The organism is Streptomyces sp. NPDC085596 (genome assembly GCF_044541565.1).
In the GTDB taxonomy this organism is placed as follows: domain Bacteria; phylum Actinomycetota; class Actinomycetes; order Streptomycetales; family Streptomycetaceae; genus Streptomyces.
Genome location: NZ_JBITTC010000006.1, coordinates 42,951 through 63,268 on the forward strand (window position 1 = coordinate 42,951; position 20,318 = coordinate 63,268).

General features: G+C 71.1%; 17 protein-coding genes. 11 read left to right on the plus strand and 6 right to left on the minus strand.

Annotated features, from left to right (window positions below):
- The first annotated feature begins 256 nt into the window (after positions 1–256).
- Positions 257–1,903 carry an MFS transporter gene (locus tag ACIGA3_RS18950; RefSeq protein WP_399716770.1) on the plus strand — a complete coding sequence of 549 codons (1,647 nt, stop codon included), beginning with the start codon at positions 257–259 and terminating at the stop codon, positions 1,901–1,903.
- 158 nt (positions 1,904–2,061) lie between these two features.
- A complete protein-coding gene (locus tag ACIGA3_RS18955) occupies positions 2,062–3,252 on the plus strand; it encodes an acyl-CoA dehydrogenase family protein (RefSeq protein WP_399716772.1) in 1,191 nt (396 codons plus the stop codon).
- 34 nt (positions 3,253–3,286) lie between these two features.
- On the opposite strand, the gene ACIGA3_RS18960 is transcribed toward ACIGA3_RS18955, so the two are convergent.
- Positions 3,287–3,724, minus strand: a complete 438-nt coding sequence (locus ACIGA3_RS18960) for a cell division protein SepF (RefSeq protein ID WP_399716775.1) — start codon at positions 3,722–3,724, stop codon at positions 3,287–3,289.
- Positions 3,725–4,222: 498 nt separating this feature from the next.
- Here ACIGA3_RS18960 and ACIGA3_RS18965 point away from each other — a divergent pair, with 498 nt between their 5' ends.
- The 5 genes from ACIGA3_RS18965 to ACIGA3_RS18985 all read left to right on the plus strand — a co-directional run bounded on the left by ACIGA3_RS18965 (position 4,223) and on the right by ACIGA3_RS18985 (position 12,546).
- On the plus strand, positions 4,223–5,116 hold the full coding sequence (locus ACIGA3_RS18965) for a S1 family peptidase (RefSeq protein WP_399716778.1): 894 nt from the start codon (positions 4,223–4,225) through the stop codon (positions 5,114–5,116).
- A 454-nt stretch (positions 5,117–5,570) separates the two neighbouring features.
- Positions 5,571–6,653 carry a S1 family peptidase gene (locus ACIGA3_RS18970; RefSeq protein ID WP_399716779.1) on the plus strand — a complete coding sequence of 361 codons (1,083 nt, stop codon included), beginning with the start codon at positions 5,571–5,573 and terminating at the stop codon, positions 6,651–6,653.
- A gap of 385 nt (positions 6,654–7,038) precedes the next feature.
- Positions 7,039–10,470 carry a DNA polymerase III subunit alpha gene (locus ACIGA3_RS18975; RefSeq protein ID WP_399716782.1) on the plus strand — a complete coding sequence of 1,144 codons (3,432 nt, stop codon included), beginning with the start codon at positions 7,039–7,041 and terminating at the stop codon, positions 10,468–10,470.
- Positions 10,467–11,465, plus strand: a complete 999-nt coding sequence (locus ACIGA3_RS18980) for a DNA polymerase thumb domain-containing protein (protein ID WP_399716785.1) — start codon at positions 10,467–10,469, stop codon at positions 11,463–11,465. Before ACIGA3_RS18975 ends, ACIGA3_RS18980 begins: the two co-directional genes overlap by 4 nt.
- 226 nt (positions 11,466–11,691) lie before the next feature.
- Positions 11,692–12,546 (plus strand): esterase/lipase family protein, encoded by an 855-nt coding sequence (locus ACIGA3_RS18985; RefSeq protein ID WP_399716788.1) that lies wholly within the window; start codon positions 11,692–11,694, stop codon positions 12,544–12,546.
- Positions 12,547–12,606: 60 nt separating this feature from the next.
- Here ACIGA3_RS18985 and ACIGA3_RS18990 read toward each other — a convergent pair whose 3' ends face one another.
- The gene (locus tag ACIGA3_RS18990; RefSeq protein ID WP_399717591.1) at positions 12,607–13,608 is read right to left on the minus strand and encodes a lytic polysaccharide monooxygenase; all 1,002 of its coding nucleotides are present in this window, start codon (positions 13,606–13,608) and stop codon (positions 12,607–12,609) included.
- Between the two features lie 218 nt (positions 13,609–13,826).
- On the opposite strand from ACIGA3_RS18990, the gene ACIGA3_RS18995 reads away from it, so the two are divergent.
- The gene (locus ACIGA3_RS18995) at positions 13,827–14,285 is read left to right on the plus strand and encodes a GNAT family N-acetyltransferase (protein WP_399716791.1); all 459 of its coding nucleotides are present in this window, start codon (positions 13,827–13,829) and stop codon (positions 14,283–14,285) included.
- A 72-nt stretch (positions 14,286–14,357) separates the two neighbouring features.
- On the plus strand, positions 14,358–14,978 hold the full coding sequence (locus tag ACIGA3_RS19000; RefSeq protein WP_399716793.1) for a class I SAM-dependent methyltransferase: 621 nt from the start codon (positions 14,358–14,360) through the stop codon (positions 14,976–14,978).
- A 3-nt stretch (positions 14,979–14,981) separates the two neighbouring features.
- On the opposite strand, the gene ACIGA3_RS19005 is transcribed toward ACIGA3_RS19000, so the two are convergent.
- Both ACIGA3_RS19005 and ACIGA3_RS19010 read right to left on the minus strand, forming a co-directional pair.
- Positions 14,982–15,479, minus strand: a complete 498-nt coding sequence (locus tag ACIGA3_RS19005; RefSeq protein WP_399716796.1) for a DUF402 domain-containing protein — start codon at positions 15,477–15,479, stop codon at positions 14,982–14,984.
- Entirely contained in the window at positions 15,460–16,389 is a 930-nt protein-coding gene (locus ACIGA3_RS19010) for a GNAT family N-acetyltransferase (protein WP_399716799.1), read from the minus strand. The genes ACIGA3_RS19005 and ACIGA3_RS19010 overlap by 20 nt, the downstream gene beginning before the upstream one ends.
- A 71-nt stretch (positions 16,390–16,460) precedes the next feature.
- On the opposite strand from ACIGA3_RS19010, the gene ACIGA3_RS19015 reads away from it, so the two are divergent.
- On the plus strand, positions 16,461–16,832 hold the full coding sequence (locus ACIGA3_RS19015; RefSeq protein ID WP_399716802.1) for a GntR family transcriptional regulator: 372 nt from the start codon (positions 16,461–16,463) through the stop codon (positions 16,830–16,832).
- A gap of 10 nt (positions 16,833–16,842) precedes the next feature.
- Here ACIGA3_RS19015 and ACIGA3_RS19020 read toward each other — a convergent pair whose 3' ends face one another.
- Positions 16,843–17,613, minus strand: coding sequence for a DUF72 domain-containing protein (locus tag ACIGA3_RS19020; protein ID WP_399716804.1), 771 nt, complete (start codon positions 17,611–17,613; stop codon positions 16,843–16,845).
- 51 nt (positions 17,614–17,664) lie between these two features.
- The gene (locus tag ACIGA3_RS19025) at positions 17,665–18,774 is read right to left on the minus strand and encodes a DUF5925 domain-containing protein (protein WP_399716806.1); all 1,110 of its coding nucleotides are present in this window, start codon (positions 18,772–18,774) and stop codon (positions 17,665–17,667) included.
- A 110-nt stretch (positions 18,775–18,884) separates the two neighbouring features.
- On the opposite strand from ACIGA3_RS19025, the gene ACIGA3_RS19030 reads away from it, so the two are divergent.
- Positions 18,885–20,300 carry a xylan 1,4-beta-xylosidase gene (locus ACIGA3_RS19030; RefSeq protein ID WP_399716808.1) on the plus strand — a complete coding sequence of 472 codons (1,416 nt, stop codon included), beginning with the start codon at positions 18,885–18,887 and terminating at the stop codon, positions 20,298–20,300.
- Positions 20,301–20,318 lie beyond the last annotated feature (18 nt).

A 20,318-nucleotide genomic window follows, 5' to 3' on the forward strand; every position in this document is an offset into this window, starting at 1 on the left:
CCGATTATCGACGGCCGCGCGAACCGCCCGGTCACGCGCCGGTGACCTGCGGTGGCGAGGTGGCGCACGCCACACCGATCGGGGCACAACCGTGAGAGGTCCGCCACGTGACCAGGGCATGAACTCGCGTACGCTGACGAGCCACCCGCGTGGGTCCGAGCGGGCCTTCATACACCGCTCTTCTCCGGCCGTACGGCGTGGAGACCCCCACCCCGCCGACCCGCCGCACGCGAGGATTCTTCTGGGAGGTACGTACATGTCCGGCACGACCACGGCCTTCCGGCCGTGCCGTCGGGCGGCCGCGGCCGGTGCCAACCGCTGGATCGTCCTCGTCGTCCTCTGTGTCAGCCTGCTGCTCGTCGGCCTCGACGCCACCGTGCTGCACGTGGCGGTCCCCGCCGTGACCGAGGACCTCCGGCCCAGCGCCGTGGAACTGCTCTGGATCGTCGACATCTATCCCCTGGTCTGCGCCTCGCTGCTGATCCTCTTCGGCACGCTGGGCGACCGGGTCGGACGCAGACGCGTCCTGCTGCTCGGCTACGCCCTGTTCGGCCTGGCCTCGGCCCTGGCCGCGCTCGCCCACAACGGCGAGACGCTGATCCTGGCCCGCGCGCTGCTCGGCGTCGGCGGCGCCATGATCATGCCCGCCACGCTCTCCATCCTGCGCCAGGTCTTCCCCGACCGGCGCGAGCGGGCGCTCGCCATCGGCATCTGGAGCGCGGTCGCCGCCGTCGGCGCGGCCGTCGGCCCGCTGCTCGGCGGGTTCCTGCTGGAGCACTTCTGGTGGGGCTCCGTCTTCCTGGTCAACATCCCGCTGATGCTGGTGAGCCTGCCCATCGGCCGGATGCTGCTGCCCGAGTCCCGCGGCGAGCGCGACGGCCCCTGGGACGTCGTCGGCGCCCTCATGGCCGCGGGCGGCCTGTTCGGCGTCGTCCTCGGCGTCAAGCGGCTCGGCGGCGGCGAGGACATGACCGGCCCGCTCACCCTGGTACCGCTCCTGGTGGGCGCGGCCCTCCTCTTCCTCTTCGTACGGCGCCAGTCCCGCCGCGCCCACCCCCTGGTCGACCTCGGCATGTTCCGGCGGCCCGCGTTCAGCACCTCGGTGGGCTGCATCGTGCTCGCCATGCTGGCCCTGGTCGGCCTGGAGCTGATCGCCGCGCAGTACCTCCAGCTGGTACTGGGGCTGTCCCCGCTCCAGACCGGCCTGCGCCTGCTGCCACTGACCGTCGCCGCGATGGCGGCCGGTCTCGCGGGCGCACGGGTGCTGCGCAGCCTCGGGCCGCGCCGGATGGTCTGCGCCGGGTTCGTCCTCACCGCCGTCGCCGTCGTCACCCTCACCGCGATGGGCGGCCACGACAACACCCCGCTGCTGCTCACCGGCTTCGTGCTGCTCGGCTTCGGCCTGGAGACGACCCTCTTCGGGGCCTACGAGTCCATGCTCAGCGAGGCCCCGGCCGATCGGGCCGGCGGCGCCGCCGCCATCGGCGAGACCTCCTACCAACTGGGCGCCGGCATCGGCATCGCCCTGCTCGGCAGCGTGATGAACGCGGCCTACGCGCCCGCCCTCAGCTCCGTGCCCGGCGTCCCCGCCTCCGCCTCCTCGGCGGCTGGCCGTTCGCTGGGCGAGGCGTACGAGGTGGCCGCACGGCTCGGCGGGCCCGCCGGGGCCGCGCTGCGCCACGCCGCCCGCGACTCCTTCGTGCACGGACTGCATGTGACGCTGCTGGTCAGCGCAGGTCTGCTGCTGCTCGGCGCGCTGATGGCGCTCCGGCTGCCCAAGGTCATGAGCTGCGCGCCGGAGGGCGCCGAGGCGCCGGAGCCGGCCGTGGAGAGCGCCGTACCGCTCACCAAGGGCGGCCTGCCCGCGCCCAGGGCGGCCGGGAAACCCACGGTCTCCGCCTGACCCCGGCGCGGTCGCTCTGGACGTGCGGCGCACTCGGCCGTAACGTCGGCCGGGCATCGTAACTAGCGCTGCTAGTTTTCGAGAGCAGCACAGTTCCAGAGCAGCACAGTTCCAGAGCCGCACGGTTCCAGAGCCGCACAGTGCCGGAGGGTGTTTCCATGTCCGCGTCCCCGAAGCCGCCCGCGTTCGACCCCGCCGACCCGCTCGGCCTCGACGACCTCCTCGACCCCGAGGACCTCGCCGTCCGCGACACCGTCCGCTCCTGGGCGGCCGACCGCGTGCTGCCGTACGTGGCCGACTGGTACGAGAAGGGTGAGCTGCCCGGCATCCGGGAGCTGGCCCGCGAACTCGGCTCGATCGGCGCCCTCGGCATGTCCCTCACCGGGTACGGCTGCGCGGGCGCGTCGTCCGTGCAGTACGGCCTGGCCTGCCTGGAGCTGGAGGCCGCCGACTCCGGCATCCGCTCCCTGGTCTCGGTCCAGGGCTCGCTCGCCATGTACGCGATCCACCGGTACGGCAGCGAGGAGCAGAAGAACGAGTGGCTGCCCCGCATGGCCTCCGGCGAGGTGATCGGCTGCTTCGGGCTGACCGAGCCCGACCACGGCTCCGACCCGGCCGGCATGCGTACGTTCGCCAAGCGGGACGGCGACGACTGGGTGCTCAGCGGGCGCAAGATGTGGATCACCAACGGCTCGGTGGCCGGGGTCGCGGTGGTCTGGGCGCGCACCGAGGACGGCATCCGGGGCTTCGTCGTCCCCACCGACCGCCCCGGCTTCTCCGCGCCCGAGATCAAGCACAAGTGGTCCCTGCGGGCCTCGGTCACCAGCGAACTCGTGCTGGACGACGTACGGCTGCCCGCCGACGCGGTGCTGCCCGGCGTGACCGGGCTGCGCGGGCCGCTCGGCTGTCTCTCGCACGCCCGGTACGGCATCGTCTGGGGCTCGATGGGCGCCGCCCGCAGCAGCTTCGAGGCCGCCCTCGACTACGCGCGGACGCGGGAGCAGTTCGGGCGGCCCATCGGGGGCTTCCAGCTGACCCAGGCCAAGCTCGCCGACATGGCGGTCGAGCTGCACAAGGGGATTCTGCTCGCCCATCATCTGGGGCGGCGGATGGACGCCGGACGGCTGCGGCCCGAGCAGATCAGTTTCGGCAAGCTGAACAACGTCCGTGAGGCCATCGAGATCTGCCGGACGGCGCGGACGATCCTCGGTGCCAACGGGATCTCCCTGGAGTATCCCGTGATGCGGCACGCGACCAACCTGGAGTCGGTGCTCACCTACGAGGGCACCGTCGAGATGCACCAGCTGGTGCTGGGCAAGGCGCTCACCGGGCTCGACGCCTTCCGGTGAGCCCCCTGGGGCGGGGCCGGTGAGCGGCCCCGCCTCAGCTCTGGTTGAAGAAGCCGTCCTCCCGGCGGCCCGACGGTTCGCCGGTGATGATCTCGGTGTGGGCGGGCGTCAGCAGGAAGACCCGCGTCGCCACCCGCTCGATCGTCCCCCGCAGCCCGAAGGTGAGTCCGGCCGCGAAGTCGACCACGCGCTTGGCGTCGGCGCCCTCCATCGCCGTGAGGTTCATGATGACCGGGACACCGTCCCGGAACAGTTCGCCGATGGCGCGGGCGTCCCGGAAGCTGTCCGGGGTGACCGTGCCGATCCGGCGGCCCTTGTCCTCGGCCGTGTCCGCGGCCACCTTCACCCGCGGGTCGGTGACCCAGGCGTCAGCGGACTCCGTGCCCTCGGAGTAGTCGTCGTCGTAGTAACGCTCGTCATTGTTGTCGTCGACGAGGCCGAGCCACGCACTCGCCTTGCGTACCGATCCCATGGACGCCTCCTCTCACAGCGGTCTTTCTTGTTCTTCGCTTCCCTATGGTCATCCATGATGCGGACGGCGCGCCAAGTGGATAGACGCCGCGCGGGGGGTTTGTGACGGTACTGGTGCACGATCGATCCGTCGAGAGCCCTTGTGCCCCAAGGGCTGCGACTCATACGGCTGCTGACTGGGAGTGAAATATGATTTGTCGCGGCGGATGGGTGATGTGTGGTGTGTCCGGGTGACGAAGGTGGCCCGAGGGGCGACTGGGATGGGGCGTGTGGGGCGATTGTCGGCTTTTGTGACTTGAGGGGACGTCAGGGTGCGCGGGCCGTCGAGTCGTTGAGCCGTCTACGGCCGAAAGGCACTCTTGTGCCGACCGGTCGTTCGACCGAATACTCCCCCTCAGCGCTTGTCAGGGGCATGCACGTCCGATCGACCTGCCGCTGGCTGCGCCTCACGGGCCCCGACCCCACGCGGGCCCCTGAATTCCCCAGGAGGGAACGACACGTGAGGATCAAGCGCACCACTCCCCGAGGCCGTATCGCCAGACGCACCCAGCTCACGGCGGCCGTCACCGGCCTCCTCGCCGTAGCCGCGTTCGCCGCCCCCACGGCGAGCGCCAGCGACGTCCACACGTTCAGCGCCGGCCAGCTCACCAAGGCGAGCGACTCCGTCCGCCAGGCCGATGTCCCCGGCACCGCCTGGGCCGTCGACAGCAAGACCAACCGCGTCCTCGTCACCGTCGACAGCACGGTGTCCCAGACCGAGATAGCCAAGATCAAGGAGCAGGCCGGCGCCGACGCGCTCACCATCAAGCGGACGCCCGGCAAGTTCAACAAGCTGATCACCGGCGGCGACGCCATCTACGGCGGCTCCTACCGCTGCTCGCTCGGCTTCAACGTCCGCAGCGGCAGCACGTACTACTTCCTGACCGCCGGGCACTGCGGTGAGGTCGCCTCCACCTGGTACAGCAACTCCGCCAAGACCACGCTGCTCGGCACCAACGTCGGGTACAGCTTCCCCGGCAACGACTTCGCGCTGGTGCGCTACACCAACTCCGCGGTCGCGCACCCGAGCGCGGTCGGCAGCCAGACCATCAGCAGCGCGGCCACCCCGGCCGTCGGGACCACCGTGACCCGGCGCGGGTCCACCACCGGGACGCACAGCGGTCGCGTCACCGCGCTCAACGCCACCGTCAACTACGGCGGCGGGGACGTGGTGTCCGGGCTCATCCAGACCACCGTGTGCGCCGAGGGCGGTGACAGTGGTGGTCCGCTGTACGGCGGCAGCGTCGCGTACGGGCTCACCTCCGGGGGCAGCGGCAACTGCTCCTCCGGCGGTACGACGTTCTTCCAGCCCGTCACCGAGGCGTTGAGCTACTACGGGGTGACGCTTCCCTAGGTTGCCTCAGGTTCCCTGAAGTCCCCTGACGGGCCGTCCTCACTGACGGGTCGGTTCGAGCGGGCCCCTGTACGCGGTAACTCGCGTGCGGGGGCCCGCTTCCTGCTGTGCGTTCTGGAGGGCGCGCGGGTGTGTGAGGGCGCGTGTGCGGGCGTGTGGGGGGTCTGTGTGGGGGGTGTGGGGCTTCGGGTTTTGGTCGCTTTGGGAGGGGTTGTTTTCGGACACCCGATCCTGTCGCTGTCCGGTGGTCCGGCTTGTGCATTCCGCGTTTGCACTGCGAATTTCCTGGGGTGACTGTCCTCGGTCAAGCTGGGGAGGTTGTTCGAGAGTCCGGCCTGAAGTCGGTCTTGTGTGCCCGCTGTGCCGTTCGGAAGAGTGGGCGCTCGTCAACCAGCCTTCCGGTTCGTCAGGTCCCCACAACCTGCCGGGCCGACCCCCCACAGGAGGACATGAGTTGAAGCATCGACGCATACCCGCACGCCGGGCCGCGATCGCCGGAGCGGGTGTTGTCGCACTGGTCGGAGCGGGTGTCACCTTCCAGACTGCGAACGCCAGCGAACCCGCGAACTCCGCGCCCGACGCGCGGGTCCTGTCCGCTCCGGCGGCCGGAAAGCTCGCCTCCACGCTGCTCGCCGACCTCGGCTCCGACAGCGCGGGCAGCTACTACGACGCCCAGGCCAAGAGCCTCGTCGTCAACGTGCTCGACGCCGACGCCGCCGATACCGTCCAGGCGGCCGGCGCCAAGGCCAGAATCGTCTCCCACTCGCTCGCGGTGCTCGACGGGGCGCGGTCCACGCTGAAGAAGGACGCGACGATCCCCGGAACCTCGTGGGCGACCGACCCGGTCTCCAACAAGGTCGTCGTCACCGCGGACAAGACCGTGTCCGAGGCTCAGTGGACCAAGCTGGGCAAGGTCGTCTCCGGGCTCGACGGTGCCGCCGAACTCAAGCGGTCCAAGGGGGAGTTCAAGCCCTTCGTCGCCGGTGGTGACGCCATCAACGGGTCGGGTGGGCGGTGCTCGCTCGGGTTCAACGTGACCAAGGGCGGCGCGCCGTACTTCCTCACCGCGGGGCACTGCACCGCGTCGATCTCCAGCTGGACCGACTCGTCCGGGAACGCCATCGGGCAGAACGAGGACTCCAGCTTCCCCGGTAACGACTACGGGCTGGTGAAGTACGCCAGCGGTGTCGATCACCCGAGCGAGGTCAATCTCTACAACGGGTCTGCTCAGCAGATCACGGGGGCGGCTGACGCCACCGTGGGGATGAAGGTGACCCGTAGCGGGTCCACGACCCAGGTTCACGGCGGGACCGTCACCGGGCTCAACGCGACCGTGAACTACTCCGAGGGCACGGTCAGCGGGCTGATCCAGACCGATGTGTGCGCTGAGCCTGGGGACAGTGGTGGGTCGCTGTTCTCCGGGAGCAGTGCGGTCGGGCTGACCTCGGGGGGTAGTGGTGACTGCACCTCCGGTGGGGAGACGTTCTTCCAGCCTGTGACCGAGGCGCTGTCCGCTACTGGGACTCAGATCGGCTGAGTTTTGGGCTCTGGGCCCCCGCGTCTCCTTCGGGAGGGCGGGGGCCTCTTTGCGTCTGCCGCTGCTCGTCGGTCGTGGCCGCGTGCGTTGTGGGGCGGGGCCGCGCCGGGGGTATCCGTCCTCGGTCCGGCGGCCCCGTTTCTTTGATGCGTTCGGCTTGGTGTTCGCCGGACGCTGCGGGCGGACACCCCCCGCCACGTCCCCTCGCCGCCGTGTCCGGCCACCCCGCCGTGCGGCCATCGCTCATGGGTCGCTCTAGTCCTCGTGTGGCCTCTTCGTGCGTTTTTGCAGGTGAGAGGGTCAATCGTGCTCATCGTATGTGTGTTCGATAGTGGGGGTATGGTGGTGTTGGAACGAGTGTTCGATTGGCCTGGGAGGTGCTGGAGTGGCGTTCGCGCATCTGCGTGTCGTCTCCGGGTTCTCCCTGCGCTATGGGGCCTCGCATCCGGAGCGGCTGGCCCTGCGCGCCTCTGAGCGGGGGATGGACGTGCTTGCGCTTACCGATCGGGACACCCTTGCCGGGGCCGTTCGGTTCGCCAAGGCTTGTGCGGGGAGTGGGGTGCGGCCGGTCTTCGGCGTTGATCTTGGGGTTGAGGTCGCCTCGGGTGGGGGTGGTGGGGGACGGCTGCGGGCTCCTGTGCGTGGGGGTGTCTTCATCGACGAGTCGGCTCCTCGGGTGACCTTTCTCGCTCGGGACGGGGCTCTGGGGTGGGGGGAGCTTTGCCGGATGGTCACCGCCGCCTGGTCGGGTGGGGGTGTCAGGCCGCTGCTGGCCTGGGGTGAGCATCGGGGTGAAGGGCTCATGGTGCTGTTGGGGGCCGACTCCGATGTGGGGCGCGCCCTGGCCGCCGGGCGGCCCGACCGGGCTGCCCGGCTGTTGGTGCCCTGGCGGGAGGTCTATGGGGATGCTCTTCGGCTTGAGGTGGTCTGGCATGGGCGGTCCGGTACGGGGGCCGGGTCGCTGAGGCTCGCTGCTCGTGTGCTCGGGTTCGCCGTGGAGCAGGGGGTGCGGCCTGTGCTGAGTAATGCGGTGCGGTATGCCGATCCTGGGCAGGGGCGGGTCGCCGATGTGCTGGATGCCGCTCGGCGGCTGGTTCCCATCGATCCGCGTAAGGGGCTCGACTCCGGTGAGGCGTGGCTGAAGGGGCCGGAGGAGATGCTTGGGGTTGCTGAAAGGGTTGTGGAGGCTGCCGGGTATCGGCGGGGGGTTGCGCTGCGGTTGGTTCAGGAGACCCTTGCTGCTGCCGGTGAGTGTGTGGTCGATCCTGAGGATGATCTGGGGATCGGGAGTGTCCGGTTTCCTGAGGGGCGGCTTGTCGGGGCCGGGCGGCGTGGTGCTCAGCGGGCGCTTGCTTCTCGGGCCGTCGCGGGGATGGTGCGTCGTGGGTATTCCGGGCGGCGGGCGTACTGGGAGCGGATGCATGAGGAGTTGGAGATCATTGGGCATCATGGGTATGCCTCCTATTTCCTGACGGTTGCCCAGGTCGTCGATGACGTAAGGGAGATGGGCATTCGGGTTGCTGCCCGGGGGTCCGGGGCCGGGTCTCTTGTGAATCATCTGCTGGGTATTGCTCATGCTGATCCGATGGAGCATGGGCTGCTCATGGAGCGGTTCTTGTCCAGGGAGCGGGTTGTGCTTCCTGATATTGATGTGGATGTGGAGTCCGCTCGGCGTCTTGAGGTCTACCGGGCGATCATCGGGCGGTTCGGGGGTGAGCGGGTTGCGACTGTTGCCATGCCGGAGACCTATCGGGTGCGGCATGCCATTCGGGATGTGGGGGCCGCTCTGTCGATGGATCCCGCCGAGATCGATCGGGTGGCCAAGGCTTTTCCGCATGTGCGGGCTCGGGATGCCCGGGTCGCGCTCGCCGAGTTGCCCGAGCTGAAAGGGCTTGCGGGGGAGCGCGAGCGGTACGGGGTGTTGTGGGAGCTGGTGGAGGCGCTGGACGCTCTGCCGCGTGGGGTCGCCATGCATCCTTGTGGGGTTCTGCTGTCCGATTCCTCGCTGCTTCGGCGTACTCCGGTGGTTCCCACCAGCGGGGAGGGGCTGCCCATGTCGCAGTTCGACAAGGAGGACGTGGAGGATCTCGGGCTGCTCAAGCTCGATGTGCTCGGGGTGCGGATGCAGTCGGCCATGGCGCATGCCGTCGCCGAGGTGGAGCGGGCTTCCGGGGAGCGGGTCGATCTGGAGGCTTTGCCGGAGGGGGATGCCGATACTTATCGGCTTATTCGGTCTACCGAGACGCTCGGGTGCTTCCAGATCGAGTCGCCTGGACAGCGGGATCTGGTGGGGCGGCTTCAGCCCGATTGTTTCGGGGATCTGGTGGTGGATATTTCGCTGTTCCGGCCCGGTCCTGTCGCCGCCGACATGGTGCGGCCGTTCATCGAGGCCCGGCATGGGCGGGCGTCTGTGCGGTATCCGCATCCGGATCTTGAGCCGGCGTTGCGGGACACGTATGGCGTTGTGGTTTTTCATGAGCAGATCATTGACATTCTCGTGGTCATGACCGGTTGTGGGCGTGGCGAGGCTGATTATGCGCGGCGGCTGCTTTCCGACTCCGAGGCACAGGGGCGGGTTCGGGTGTGGTTCGCGCAGCGGGCGGAGGGGAGGGGGTACGACGCCGATACTGTTCGGCGGACCTGGGAGATTGTCGAGGCTTTCGGGTCTTACGGGTTCTGCAAGGCGCATGCTGTTGCTTTTGCTGTGCCCACTTACCAGTCGGCCTGGCTCAAGGCGCATTACCCTGCTGCTTTTTATGCCGGGCTGCTCACTCATGATCCCGGTATGTATCCCAAGCGGCTGCTGCTGGCGGATGCGCGGCGGCTCGGGGTGCCGATTCTGCCGTTGGACGTGAATGTGTCCGGGGTCGCTCATCGAATCGAACTGGTGTCTGGTTCAGGGGTGTGGGGGGTGCGGCTGGCCCTTGCCGATGTGCATGGGATCAGTGAGGCGGAGGCCGCCAGGATCGCCGAGGGGCAGCCGTACGCGTCCCTGCTGGACTTCTGGGAGCGGGGGCGGCCGGGGCGGCCGCTGGCTCAACGGCTGGCTCAGGTGGGGGCGTTGGATTCCTTCGGGGCCAATCGGCGTGATCTTCAGTTGCATCTGGCCGAGTTGCACCGGGGGTCTCGGGGCGGGCGTGGGGAGCAGCTTCCGCTGGGCGGCGGCCGGCGGACCGCTTCCGCCGGGCTGCCCGATCTGTCGGACGCCGAGCGGCTCAGTGCCGAGCTGGGTGTGCTGTCCATGGATGTCTCCCATCACCTGATGGACGACCACCGGGGCTTTCTGGAGGAGCTGGGCGTGGTGTCGGCCCGGCGGCTGCGGGAGGCCCGGCACGGGGAGACCGTGCTGGTCGCGGGGGCCAAGGCGGCCACCCAGACTCCGCCGATCCGGTCCGGCCGGCGTGTCATCTTCAGCACACTGGACGACGGCACCGGGCTGGTCGACCTCGCCTTCTTCGACGACTCGCACGACGCGTGCGCCCACACCGTCTTCCACTCGTGGCTGCTGCTGGTGCGCGGGGTGGTGCAGCGGCGGGGACCGCGCAGTCTGAGTGTGGTCGGCTCGGTCGCCTGGAACCTCGCCGAACTCGCCGAACTCCGGGCCGAGGGCGGGCTGGAGAAGGTTGCGGCCCGGCTGGCCGAGCCCGTGCCGGAGGCGAAGGGTGCGGAGGATGGTGCGGGTCGGCGGATTCGGCTGTCCACCGGGTACCAGATGCATCCCTGGGCCGACCTGCGGCCCGCCGGTCAGGAGGTGGCGGAGCAAGCGCCCGCCGCCATGCGGAAGTTGTGGCACCAGAGTCCGGGGAGTGCGGGATGACCATTCTCTGTGTGCGTTTTCGGGAGGCGGGCGCGGGCGCGGGCGCGGGCGCGGGTGACGGTGAGCTTGAGCTGTCCGGACTGCTCGGGCTGCTGGAGGAGTTCACCCCCGTGGTGGAGGGGCTGCCGCCCGATGGGGCGCTGGCCGATCTCCGAGGGGCCGAGCGGTACTTCGGGCGGGGTCCGGTGGAGCTGGCCGCGCTGATCCGGGTACGGGCGCTCGCCCGGTACGGGGTCGACTGTGTGGTGGGGGCCGGGCCGGGGCCGATGCTGGCGCGGATGGCCCTGCGGGACGCCCGGCCGGGGCTGGTGTGTGCCGTCCCCGAGGGTCCTGGTGCCGTCGCCGAGTTTCTTGCCGGGCTGCCCGTGGTCGCGTTGCCCGGTGTCGGTACGGCGACCGCTCGGACCCTGTGCGAGTACGGGCTGGACACCCTCGGGCGGGTCGCCGTCGCGCCGCCCTCCACGCTTCAGCGGCTGGTCGGGGCCAAGGTCGCCCGTGAGCTGCGGGAGCGGGCCAACGGGGTCGACCGGGGGCGGGTCGTCCCGAACGCCGTCTCCCGGTCGGTGGGGGCCGAGCGGTCCTTCGGCGTGGACGAGCTGGACCCCGGCCGGCACCGGCGGGCGCTGCTGGCCGATGCCGAGGAACTGGGGGCGCGGCTGCGGGAGATGGGGCGGGTCTGCCGCTCCCTGACGCTCACCGTGCGCTACGCCGACCGCTCCACCACGGTGCGCGGGCGCACCCTCGCCGAGCCGACCGCGCACTCGGCCGACCTCACCAGGGCGGCGTACGGCATGTACGAGGCGCTCGGGCTCCAGCGGGCGCGGGTGCGGGCGCTCGCCCTGCGTGCCGAGGGGCTGACCCCGGCCGGGGAGGCCGCGCACCAGCTCACCTTCGACCCCGTGGACGAGAAGGTCCGCCGGATCGAGGAGGTCGCCGACCTGGCGCGGGCCAAGTTCGGGCCTCGCGCGGTGATGCCGGGGGCGCTTGCGGCCTGAGTTACGCGTGTTGCGGGAGTTTCTGGTGGGATTCGGCGGCTACGTGCTGCCTGGTGACGGTTCCTCAGTGTGCGGGGGCTTCTGAGGGCCGATGGAACTTTTTACCGACGCGTAACTTCACAGTTGCACTACTCGTCCGTAACTTGACGAGTGAACAGCATCCCGTGATCCGGATCACAGGGTTAGGCCGTGCACCTTCTCCCTTGAGCCGCAAGGAGATCACACGATGCTGCCCTGGAAGCGAGCGCTCAGACCGCTCGCCGCGCTGGTCCTGGCCGCCGCGCTCGCCACCGTTCCCGCCGCCACCGCCCACGCCGCTCCCAGCAGTGGCTGGAACGACTACTCCTGCAAGCCCTCCGCCGCCCACCCGCGTCCCGTCGTCCTCGTCCACGGCACGCTCGGCAACTCCGTCACCAACTGGGTGTCGCTCGCTCCGTACCTCAAGGAGCGCGGCTACTGCGTCTTCTCCCTCGACTACGGGCAGCTGTCCGGCGTCCCCGTCTTCTACGGCCTCGGCCCGATCGACAAGTCGGCCGAGCAGCTGTCCGCCTTCGTCGACAAGGTGCTCACCGCCACCGGAGCCACCAAGGCCGACCTCGTCGGCCACTCCCAGGGCGGCATGATGCCCCGGTACTACCTGAAGTTCCTCGGCGGAGCCGCCAAGGTGAACGCGCTCGTCGGGATCGCCCCCAGCAACCACGGCACCGACCTGAACGGCCTCACCAACCTGCTGCCGTACTTCCCCGGCGCCGAGAACCTGATCAAGTCCAGTACGCCCGCCCTCGCCGACCAGATCGCGGGCTCGGCCTTCCTGACCAAGCTCAACGCGGGCGGCGACACCGTCCCCGGAGTGCACTACACCGTCATCGCCACCAAGTACGACGAGGTCGTCACCCCCTGGCGCACCCAGTACCTGACCGGCTCCGACGTCCGCAACGTCCTCCTCCAGGACCTGTGCCCGCTCGACCTGTCCGAACACGTGGCGATCGGCATCTTCGACCGCATCGCCTACCACGAGGTGGCCAACGCCCTCGACCCGTCCCACGCCACGGCCACTTCCTGCGCGTCGGCTTTCAGCTGACATGGCTCGGGGCCCTGCCCGGCCTGAGCCGCCCGGCAGGGCCCCGCGATCGAGGGGCGTTCAGCGCGCGGTGCGGCTCCGGCCCGTCGCGCGCTGGCGCACGGAGAGGAACAGTGCTGCTGAACCGAGGGCCAGGGCGGCGGCGCCGCCGATGGCCGCGTAGGAGGTGCCGGTGGGGGTGCCGGTCTCGGCCAGGGGGACGGAAGTTCCCTCCGGCTGCGGGGTGTTGGGCTCGGGGGAGGGGGGCACCGGCTTCGCCGAGGTGCTCGGGTCGTCGTCGCCGTGGCCGTGGTGCTCCACCGTGGAGCGGTCGGCGCCAGCCGCGATCTGCCGGTCCGAGGGGGCGGAGGCGGTGGCCGTGGGCGTGGGTGCGGCCGAGGTGGGGGCGGGGGTCGCCTTGGCGGTGTCGGCCTTGGCCGGTGCCGGTCCGCCGAAGTCGACGTCCGAGCAGGAGTAGAACGCCTCCGGGCTGTCCGAGCGCTGCCACACCGCGTACAGCAGCTGCCTGCCCGTACGGTCGGGGAGCCTGCCGGAGAACGTGTAGAAACCGTCCGTGGCGACCGGGTCCGTGGACTTCGCCACCGGGTGCGCCAGGTCCAGGTCGGACCAGGCCAGGGGCTTCGCCGGGTCGTAGCCGGGCTTGGTCGCGTAGACCTCGAAGGTGCCCTTGTGCGGGGCGGTCACCCGGTACTTGAAGGTGTGCGGGCCGCTGCGCACATCGGTCGCGGGCCAGTCGGCGCGGGCCAGGTCGAGGCCCTTGAACTCGTCGTTCCCGGCGCCGCACAGCTTGCCGTCGGGGATCAGCTGCTGGTGGCGGCCGCCCGCGTCGCCGATCCGGATGCCGTTCCAGTCGTACAGCGCCTGGGTGCCGCCCGCCGCCACGGCCGCCTGGCAGGCCGCCGACTTCGGGGACTCCGGGCCCTCCGCGAAACACTGCGCGACCCGGCTGACCGGGCCACCCATCGAACCGTGCGCGGCCGCCGGCGCGGCGGCCAGCCCGCCCAGGGTCAGCGGTGCCAGGCCGAGCGCGGCCGCGGTGGCGGCGGCCCGCAGTCGCGGCATCCGCTGCCCGTGCGGACTCGAGGGCGTGGCGAAGGGCATCGGAACTCCTCGGAACGGTACGGCCGGCCGGCAGCCGGAAGGGGGCTGCTCCCGTGGGGGACGCTCAGAAACTAGCCCCGTGGATCGGTGAATTCGCCCGCTCCGAGCCCCTGGAGCCGATCTTTATGGTCGTCTTAAGGCCGTGCTCAGACTGGGCTCAGGTCGCTACCGTGCCCGGTATGAACGATCACCCCCCATCCGTCCGCGCGGCCACGGCCGCCGACGTGCCCGCCGTGCGCGCGGTCACCGATGCCGCCTACCACCCCTACATCGCGCGCATAGGTGTGGTGCCCCAGCCCATGGAGGCGGACCACATGTCCGATGTCGCGGCGGGGTGTGTGTTTGTCACCGGGGAACCGGTCGCCGGACTCGTGGTGGTCAGTGCCTTCCCCGACCACCTCTTTCTCGACAGCGTCGCCGTCCACCCCGACGCCCACGGCCGGGGCGTCGGGCGCCGGCTGCTGCACTTCGTGGAGGAGCACGCCCGCGCTCTTGGCCTCCCCGAGATCCGGCTCTACACCAACGCGCTGATGTGGGAGAACCAGGAGATCTACCCCCGCTACGGCTACGAGCTGGTGGAACGCCGCGTCGACGGCCCCTACGACCGGCTCCACTACCGCAAGCCGCTGAGCCGCTGAGCCGCTGAGCCGCTGAGCCGCTGAGCCGCTGACGGAGCCTCATTGTCAGTGGTGGATGGCACGCTTGTGGTCATGAGTGACGCGAGCGCGAGTGAGTGGACCGCCGGGACGGACGTGGACTGGGACGCCCAGGCCGCCGTCTTCGACGACGAGCCGGATCACGGGCTGCGGGCGCCCGAGGTCCGGGCGGCGTGGGGCGAGCGGCTTCATGGCTGGCTGCCCGAACAGCCCTCGGACATACTCGACCTGGGCTGCGGCACCGGCAGTCTGAGTCTCCTCGCCGCCGAGCAGGGGCACCGGGTGACGGGGGTCGACGCCTCCCCGGCCATGGTCGAGCGAGCCCGCGCCAAGCTCGCCGGGCAGGACGCGCGAGTGCTGTGCGGGGACGCGGCCGTGCCACCGGTGGTGGAACAGGGCTACGACGTGATCCTCGTCCGGCATGTGCTGTGGACGCTGCCCGATCCCGCCGAGGTGCTGCGGCACTGGCGCACCCTGCTGCGCCCCCGCGGCCGGTTCGTGCTGATCGAGGGTGTCTGGGGGACCGTCACCCCGGCCGGTATACCCGTCGACCGGCTCACCGGGCTGCTGGCACCCCTCGCCGGGCGGATACGCGTGGAGCCGCTGTCCGACGACCCGCTGCTGTGGGGCAAGTCCGTCAGCGACGAGCGGTACGCGGTGCTGGCCGAGGTGTGAGGCTCAGAGCAGGGCCGGGAGGCCGTCCGCGCGGGCCAGCGCCTCCAGTTCGTCCAGGGCGGACCGGGCGGCCGACGCGGCCTCCGGGTCCCGTTCCGGCAGGCCGCTCGCGGCGAACTCGTCCTCGTCCAGGCGGAGTACGGTCTTGCCCTCGCCGGAGACCCACAGGTCCAGGTCGAGGTCCTCCACGAGGAGTTCGGTGCCCAAGCGGACGGCGGGGCGGGTGATGTCGCAGTACCAGCCCTTCAGGGTGCCGTCCTGGGCGCGGACCTCCTTCACCGCGTACCAGCGGTCCCGCCAGTAGTGCTCGGTGAACACGTCGCCGGGCTCGAAGCGGACGAAGCCGAAGTCGCGTACGCCGTCGCCCGCCCAGGGGGCGCGTACGGACACTCGGGTGCCGTCGTCCGTGAGCAGCGTCGCCGGGTAACGGATCTTCGTGCGGCCAGCCTTGATGAGGACGATCTCCAACTCGCTGAGTGTGTCAGCCGAGTTCGCGGACATAGCGCACCTCCGTGGCGCAGAACTCGTAGCCGAGCCACTTGTTGATGGCGATCATCGGGCCGTTGCCCGAGTCGTTCCCGGTGAACGCCTCGGTGCGGCCGGCCGTGCGGGCCCGGTACAGCGAGTGCAGCTTGGCGAGCTTGGCCAGGCCCCGGCCCCGGTAGGCACGGGAGGTACCGGTCATCGCGGTGAAGTAGCGGGTGTCGCCGTCGGTGTAGGCCACGCTGAAGGCGACCGGGCGGCCGTCGACCACCGCCACGACGGTCAGTTCGAGGTCCAGCAGCGGATGCTCCCAGGTCTCCTCCAGCCACGCCTCGTAGTCCGAGTAGGCCAGCGTGACCTCGCCGGGCTCGTCCGCCACCGCCTCCGCGTCGAGCTCGAACAGCGGACGCGGGTCCGCCGCGAAGTCGGCGGCCGTGCGCAGCTCCACGCCGGGCGGGGTCTCCGGCAGCGGCGGAAGGGCGCCGTTCGCCAGGTCGAGGCGGAGGAAGCGGGCCGGGCGGCCGGGCCGGTAGCCGTGCCGTTCGGCGAACCGCACGTTCGCGGGCTCGTCCAGCACCCAGGAGTACAACCGCGTGGCGCCCAGCGAGCCGAGATACTCCTCGGCGGCGGCGACCAGCAGCCGCCCCGCACCCCGCCCGGTGCGGTCCGGGCGGACATGGACATTGAGGTACGCCTGCCCCGGCTCCGTGCTGTCGTGCGCCAGCGCGACCTGCGCCGTGCCGATCACCTCGCCGTCCTCCTCCGCGACCAGCGAGCGGAAGCGGGCGTCCGGATGGCTCCGGGTGAGGACATGGCGCACCGATTCGGGGGTGAACAGGATGTAGGGCAGCGCCAGCCGTCGTACCTCGGTGAAAGCCTCGGTGTCGGCCGGTACGTCGGGGCGCAGATCGCGCACGAGTACGGTCATGTGCACGCACCGTACGGGCGGTCCCGCCGGAGTGCCTCTTATTTTCCGCCGGGTGCGGGAGAATCGGCCCTGTGAGCCTGAAGATCCACATCGATGACAGCGCGCCGCCGTACGAGCAGGTCCGGGCGCAGATCTCCGAGCAGGCGCGGGCGGGCGCCCTCCCGGCCGGGTACCGGCTGCCCACCGTGCGCGGACTCGCGGAGTCCCTCGGCCTCGCCGTGAACACCGTCGCCAAGGCGTACCGGGCCCTGGAGGCGGACGGCGTGATCGAGACCCGCGGCCGCAACGGCACGTACGTGGCCGCCGCCGGCCCCGCCGCCACCCGCGAGGCGAGCACGGCCGCGCAGGCGTACGCCGAGCGGGCCCGGCGGCTCGGCCTGGACCACGACGAGGCGCTGGCCACCGTCCGCGACGCGCTGCGCGCGGTTTACGGCACCGACTGAGCGGCGGCGCTCACCGCCGCGCCCACGGCTCCGGCGTCCGGGTCACCGCAAGCCCCGCCCGCCGTGCCAGGTTCCCGAACTCCGCCGCGTCCTTCACCGCCGCGCCCCTCGGGTCGTTGTTGAAGTAGGCGTACACGTCCTGCCCCTCCGGCCAGGCCGAGGCGATGCGCTCCACCCAGGACTCCAGCGCCTGGGTGCCGTAGCGCGGCCACGGCTTGGCGCGGCCCCGGTGGAAGCGGACGTACCCCCAGTCGGCGGTGCGCCACAGCGGGCCGGCCGGGCGGCCCAGCTCGTCCGCCCAGCACAGGGCGGCCTTCCGGGCCTCAAGCACCTCGCGGGTCTGCGGGGTCCACCAGGAGTCGTGGCGCGGTTCGACCGCCACCCGTGTCCTCGCCGGGAAGCAGGCCAGGCACGCGTCCAGCAGCGGCGGGTCCGCGCGCAGGGTCGGCGGGAGCTGGAGCAGGACGGGCCCCAGGTCGGAGCCCAGCCCCTCGGCGTGGCTCATCAGCCGGTGCACCGGCTCCTCGGGGTCCCGCAGCCGCTTGATGTGGGTCAGATAACGGCTCGCCTTCACCGCCACCACGAAGCCCCGCGGCAGCCGCTCCCGCCACGCCTCGAAGTTCTCGCGGGACGGCAGCCGGTAGAACGCGTTGTTCAGCTCCACCGTGGCGAACTGCTTCGCGTACTCCTCCAGCCACAGCCGCACCGGCACCCCCGCCGGGTACAGCACGCCCCGCCAGCTCTTGTACTGCCACCCCGACGTACCGACGAACAGGGTCATACATCCATGAAAGCATCCCGGGCGCGGGCCGGTCCGGCCGGAGGTGGGCCGCTAGAGGTACAGCCCCGCGTCCGCGCCGTCCCGCGCCCCCGGTACCGAGGTCGGTGCCGTGCCCCGGCGCAGCGCGTACAGCTCGGCCAGCGTCGAGCCGTCCCGGCCCAGCTCGCTCTTCAGCTCCGCGGCCTGGTCGCCGAGCCAGGTCACCGCCTCCGGCCGGGTCAGCGGACCCACCTCGATCCGCGCCAGACAGCGGCCGGGCCGGACCACGGCCGGGTGCAGCCGCTCCAGGTCCTCGTTGGTGGTGACGCCCACCAGGACATTGCGGCCCTGGCCGAGCAGCCCGTCGGTCAGATTCAGCAGCCGGGACAGCGCCTGGCCCGCGGTGTGCCGGGCCTCGCCCCTGATCAGCTCGTCGCAGTCCTCCAGCAGGAGCAGCCGCCAGCGGGCCTTGCCGGCGCCGTCCTCCTCGCCGATGGCGATGTCCATCAGATAGCCCACGTCGGAGAAGAGCCGCTCCGGGTCCAGTACGCAGTCCACCTGGCACCACTCGCGCCAGGACCGGGCCAGCGTGCGCAGCGCGGAGGTCTTGCCGGTGCCCGGTGGGCCGTGCAGCAGCAGGAGCCGGCCCGCGATGTCCTCCGGTGTCGTCTTCATCAGGCGGTCCATCGCCTGTGCCACCGGTGCCGTGTAGTTGGCCCGCACCTCCTCCCAGGTGCCGGCCGCGATCTGGCGGGTGGTGCGGTGCGGGCCGCGCCGGGGCGAGACGTACCAGAACCCCATCGTGACGTCGTCCGGCTGCGGGGCGGGCTCGTCGGCCGCGCCGTCGGTGGCCCGGCCGAGGACCTCCTTGGCCAGCTCGGCGGTGGTCGCGGTCACCGTGACGTCCGCGCCCCGGTTCCAGCGGGAGACCAGCAGGGTCCAGCCGTCACCCTCCGCGAGGGTCGCGCTGCGGTCCTCGTCACGGGCCACCCGCAGGACCCGGGCACCGTCGGGCAGCAGGGTCGCCTCGGAGCGGACCCGGTCGATGTTGGCCGCGTGCGCGTACGGCTGCTCACCCGTGGCGAAGCGGCCGAGGAACAGCGCGTCGACGACGTCGGAGGGCGAGTCGGAGTCGTCGACGTTCAGCCGGATCGGCAGCGCGTCGTGCGGGTTCACAGACATGCCGACATGATCGGGCACCGGCGCACCGCGCGCACGGCAATTCCGCCGCTTGTCCCCAGGTGTTCCCAACTCGCGCCCGACGCCGGGATTCCGCCGTTACTGTGAAGCCGATGGGACGTCATCGGTGGTACACGGGGGCACGGCGGTGGCGGCTCACCGCCCTGCTCGGCGTGGGCGCGACCGCGCTGGCCCTGCTGGTGACCCTGCTGAACACGCTCCCCGGCCGCGGCGCCGACATAAGCGGAACCTCCCGCGACGGCGACAAGGTGCACGGCACGCCCGCCGCCCCGGCCGGACCCCTCCGCCCCTCCGTGGGCTGGGGGTTCACCCACACCCAGTACAGCGCCGACCAGGGCGGCGGCAGCGGCCGGGTGGCGCGGCTGCTCAAGGGCGACGGCGGGCTCCCGCAGGACCAGGCCGTCATGGGCTGGGGCGCCGACAACCCCGAACCGGTGAAGGGGCACTACGACTTCGGCGCCCTGGACCGCCGTATCGACTTCATCCGCGCCTCCGGCGGCACCCCCGTCATCACCCTGTGCTGCGCCCCGGACTGGATGAAGGGCGGCCGGCCCGGCGTCGGCACCACCGACTGGAGCCAGGACTCGCTGGAGCGGGCGCCCGACCCGGAGCACTACCAGGACTTCGCCGACCTCGCCGGCACCGTCGCCCGCCGCTACCCCGACGTACGCCACTTCGTCGTCTGGAACGAGTTCAAGGGCTTCTGGAACGAGGCGAAGGGCCGCTGGGACCACGAGGGCTACACCAAGCTGTACAACCTGGTCCGCGAGGCGCTGAAGAAGGCCGGCCCGGACAACCTCGTCGGCGGCCCCTACCTGCCCATGGACAGCGTCGACCCCCGCGCCTCCGACGCCTCCGGCCGGCTGCGCGGGCCCTGGGGCGCCATGGACCAGCGGGTGCTGGACGCCTTCGACTACTGGAACGCCCACAAGACCGGCGCCGACTTCGTCGTGGTCGACGGCTCCAGCTACACCAACGACGACGAGCTGCTGCCCGACGAGTTCGCCGCCACCGCCAAGTTCACGGCCGTCGGCGAGTGGGTGCGCAAGCGCACCGGCGACCTCCCGCTGTGGTGGGCCGAGTACTACGTGGAGCCCGCCGATTCCCAGGACCGCCGCGAGGGCTGGTCCGAGGCCCGCCGGATCGCCGTGCACGCCACCGGGCTGATCGCCATGGCCGAGGGCGGTGCCGACTCCGGCTTCTACTGGAACCCGGAGAAGAAGAGCGGCCCCGGCTGCCCCGGCTGCCTGTGGACCCCGACCGGCGACCCGGACGGCGGCCGGAAGCTGCCCATGTACGACCTCGTCTCCCGCTTCGGCAAGGCGTTCCCGCCGGGCACCCGGTACGAGAAGGTGTCCGTCGCCGCCGACGACCGGCCGAACCTCCGCGTGCTGGCGAACCGGGACACCGTCCTGGTGGTGAACACCCTGGACCGCCCGGTCAGCGCCCGCGTCGACGGGAAGCGGTTCGAGATGCGCGGCTACGAGGTGAAGTGGCTGGACCGCTGAGCCACCCCACCCCGCCCC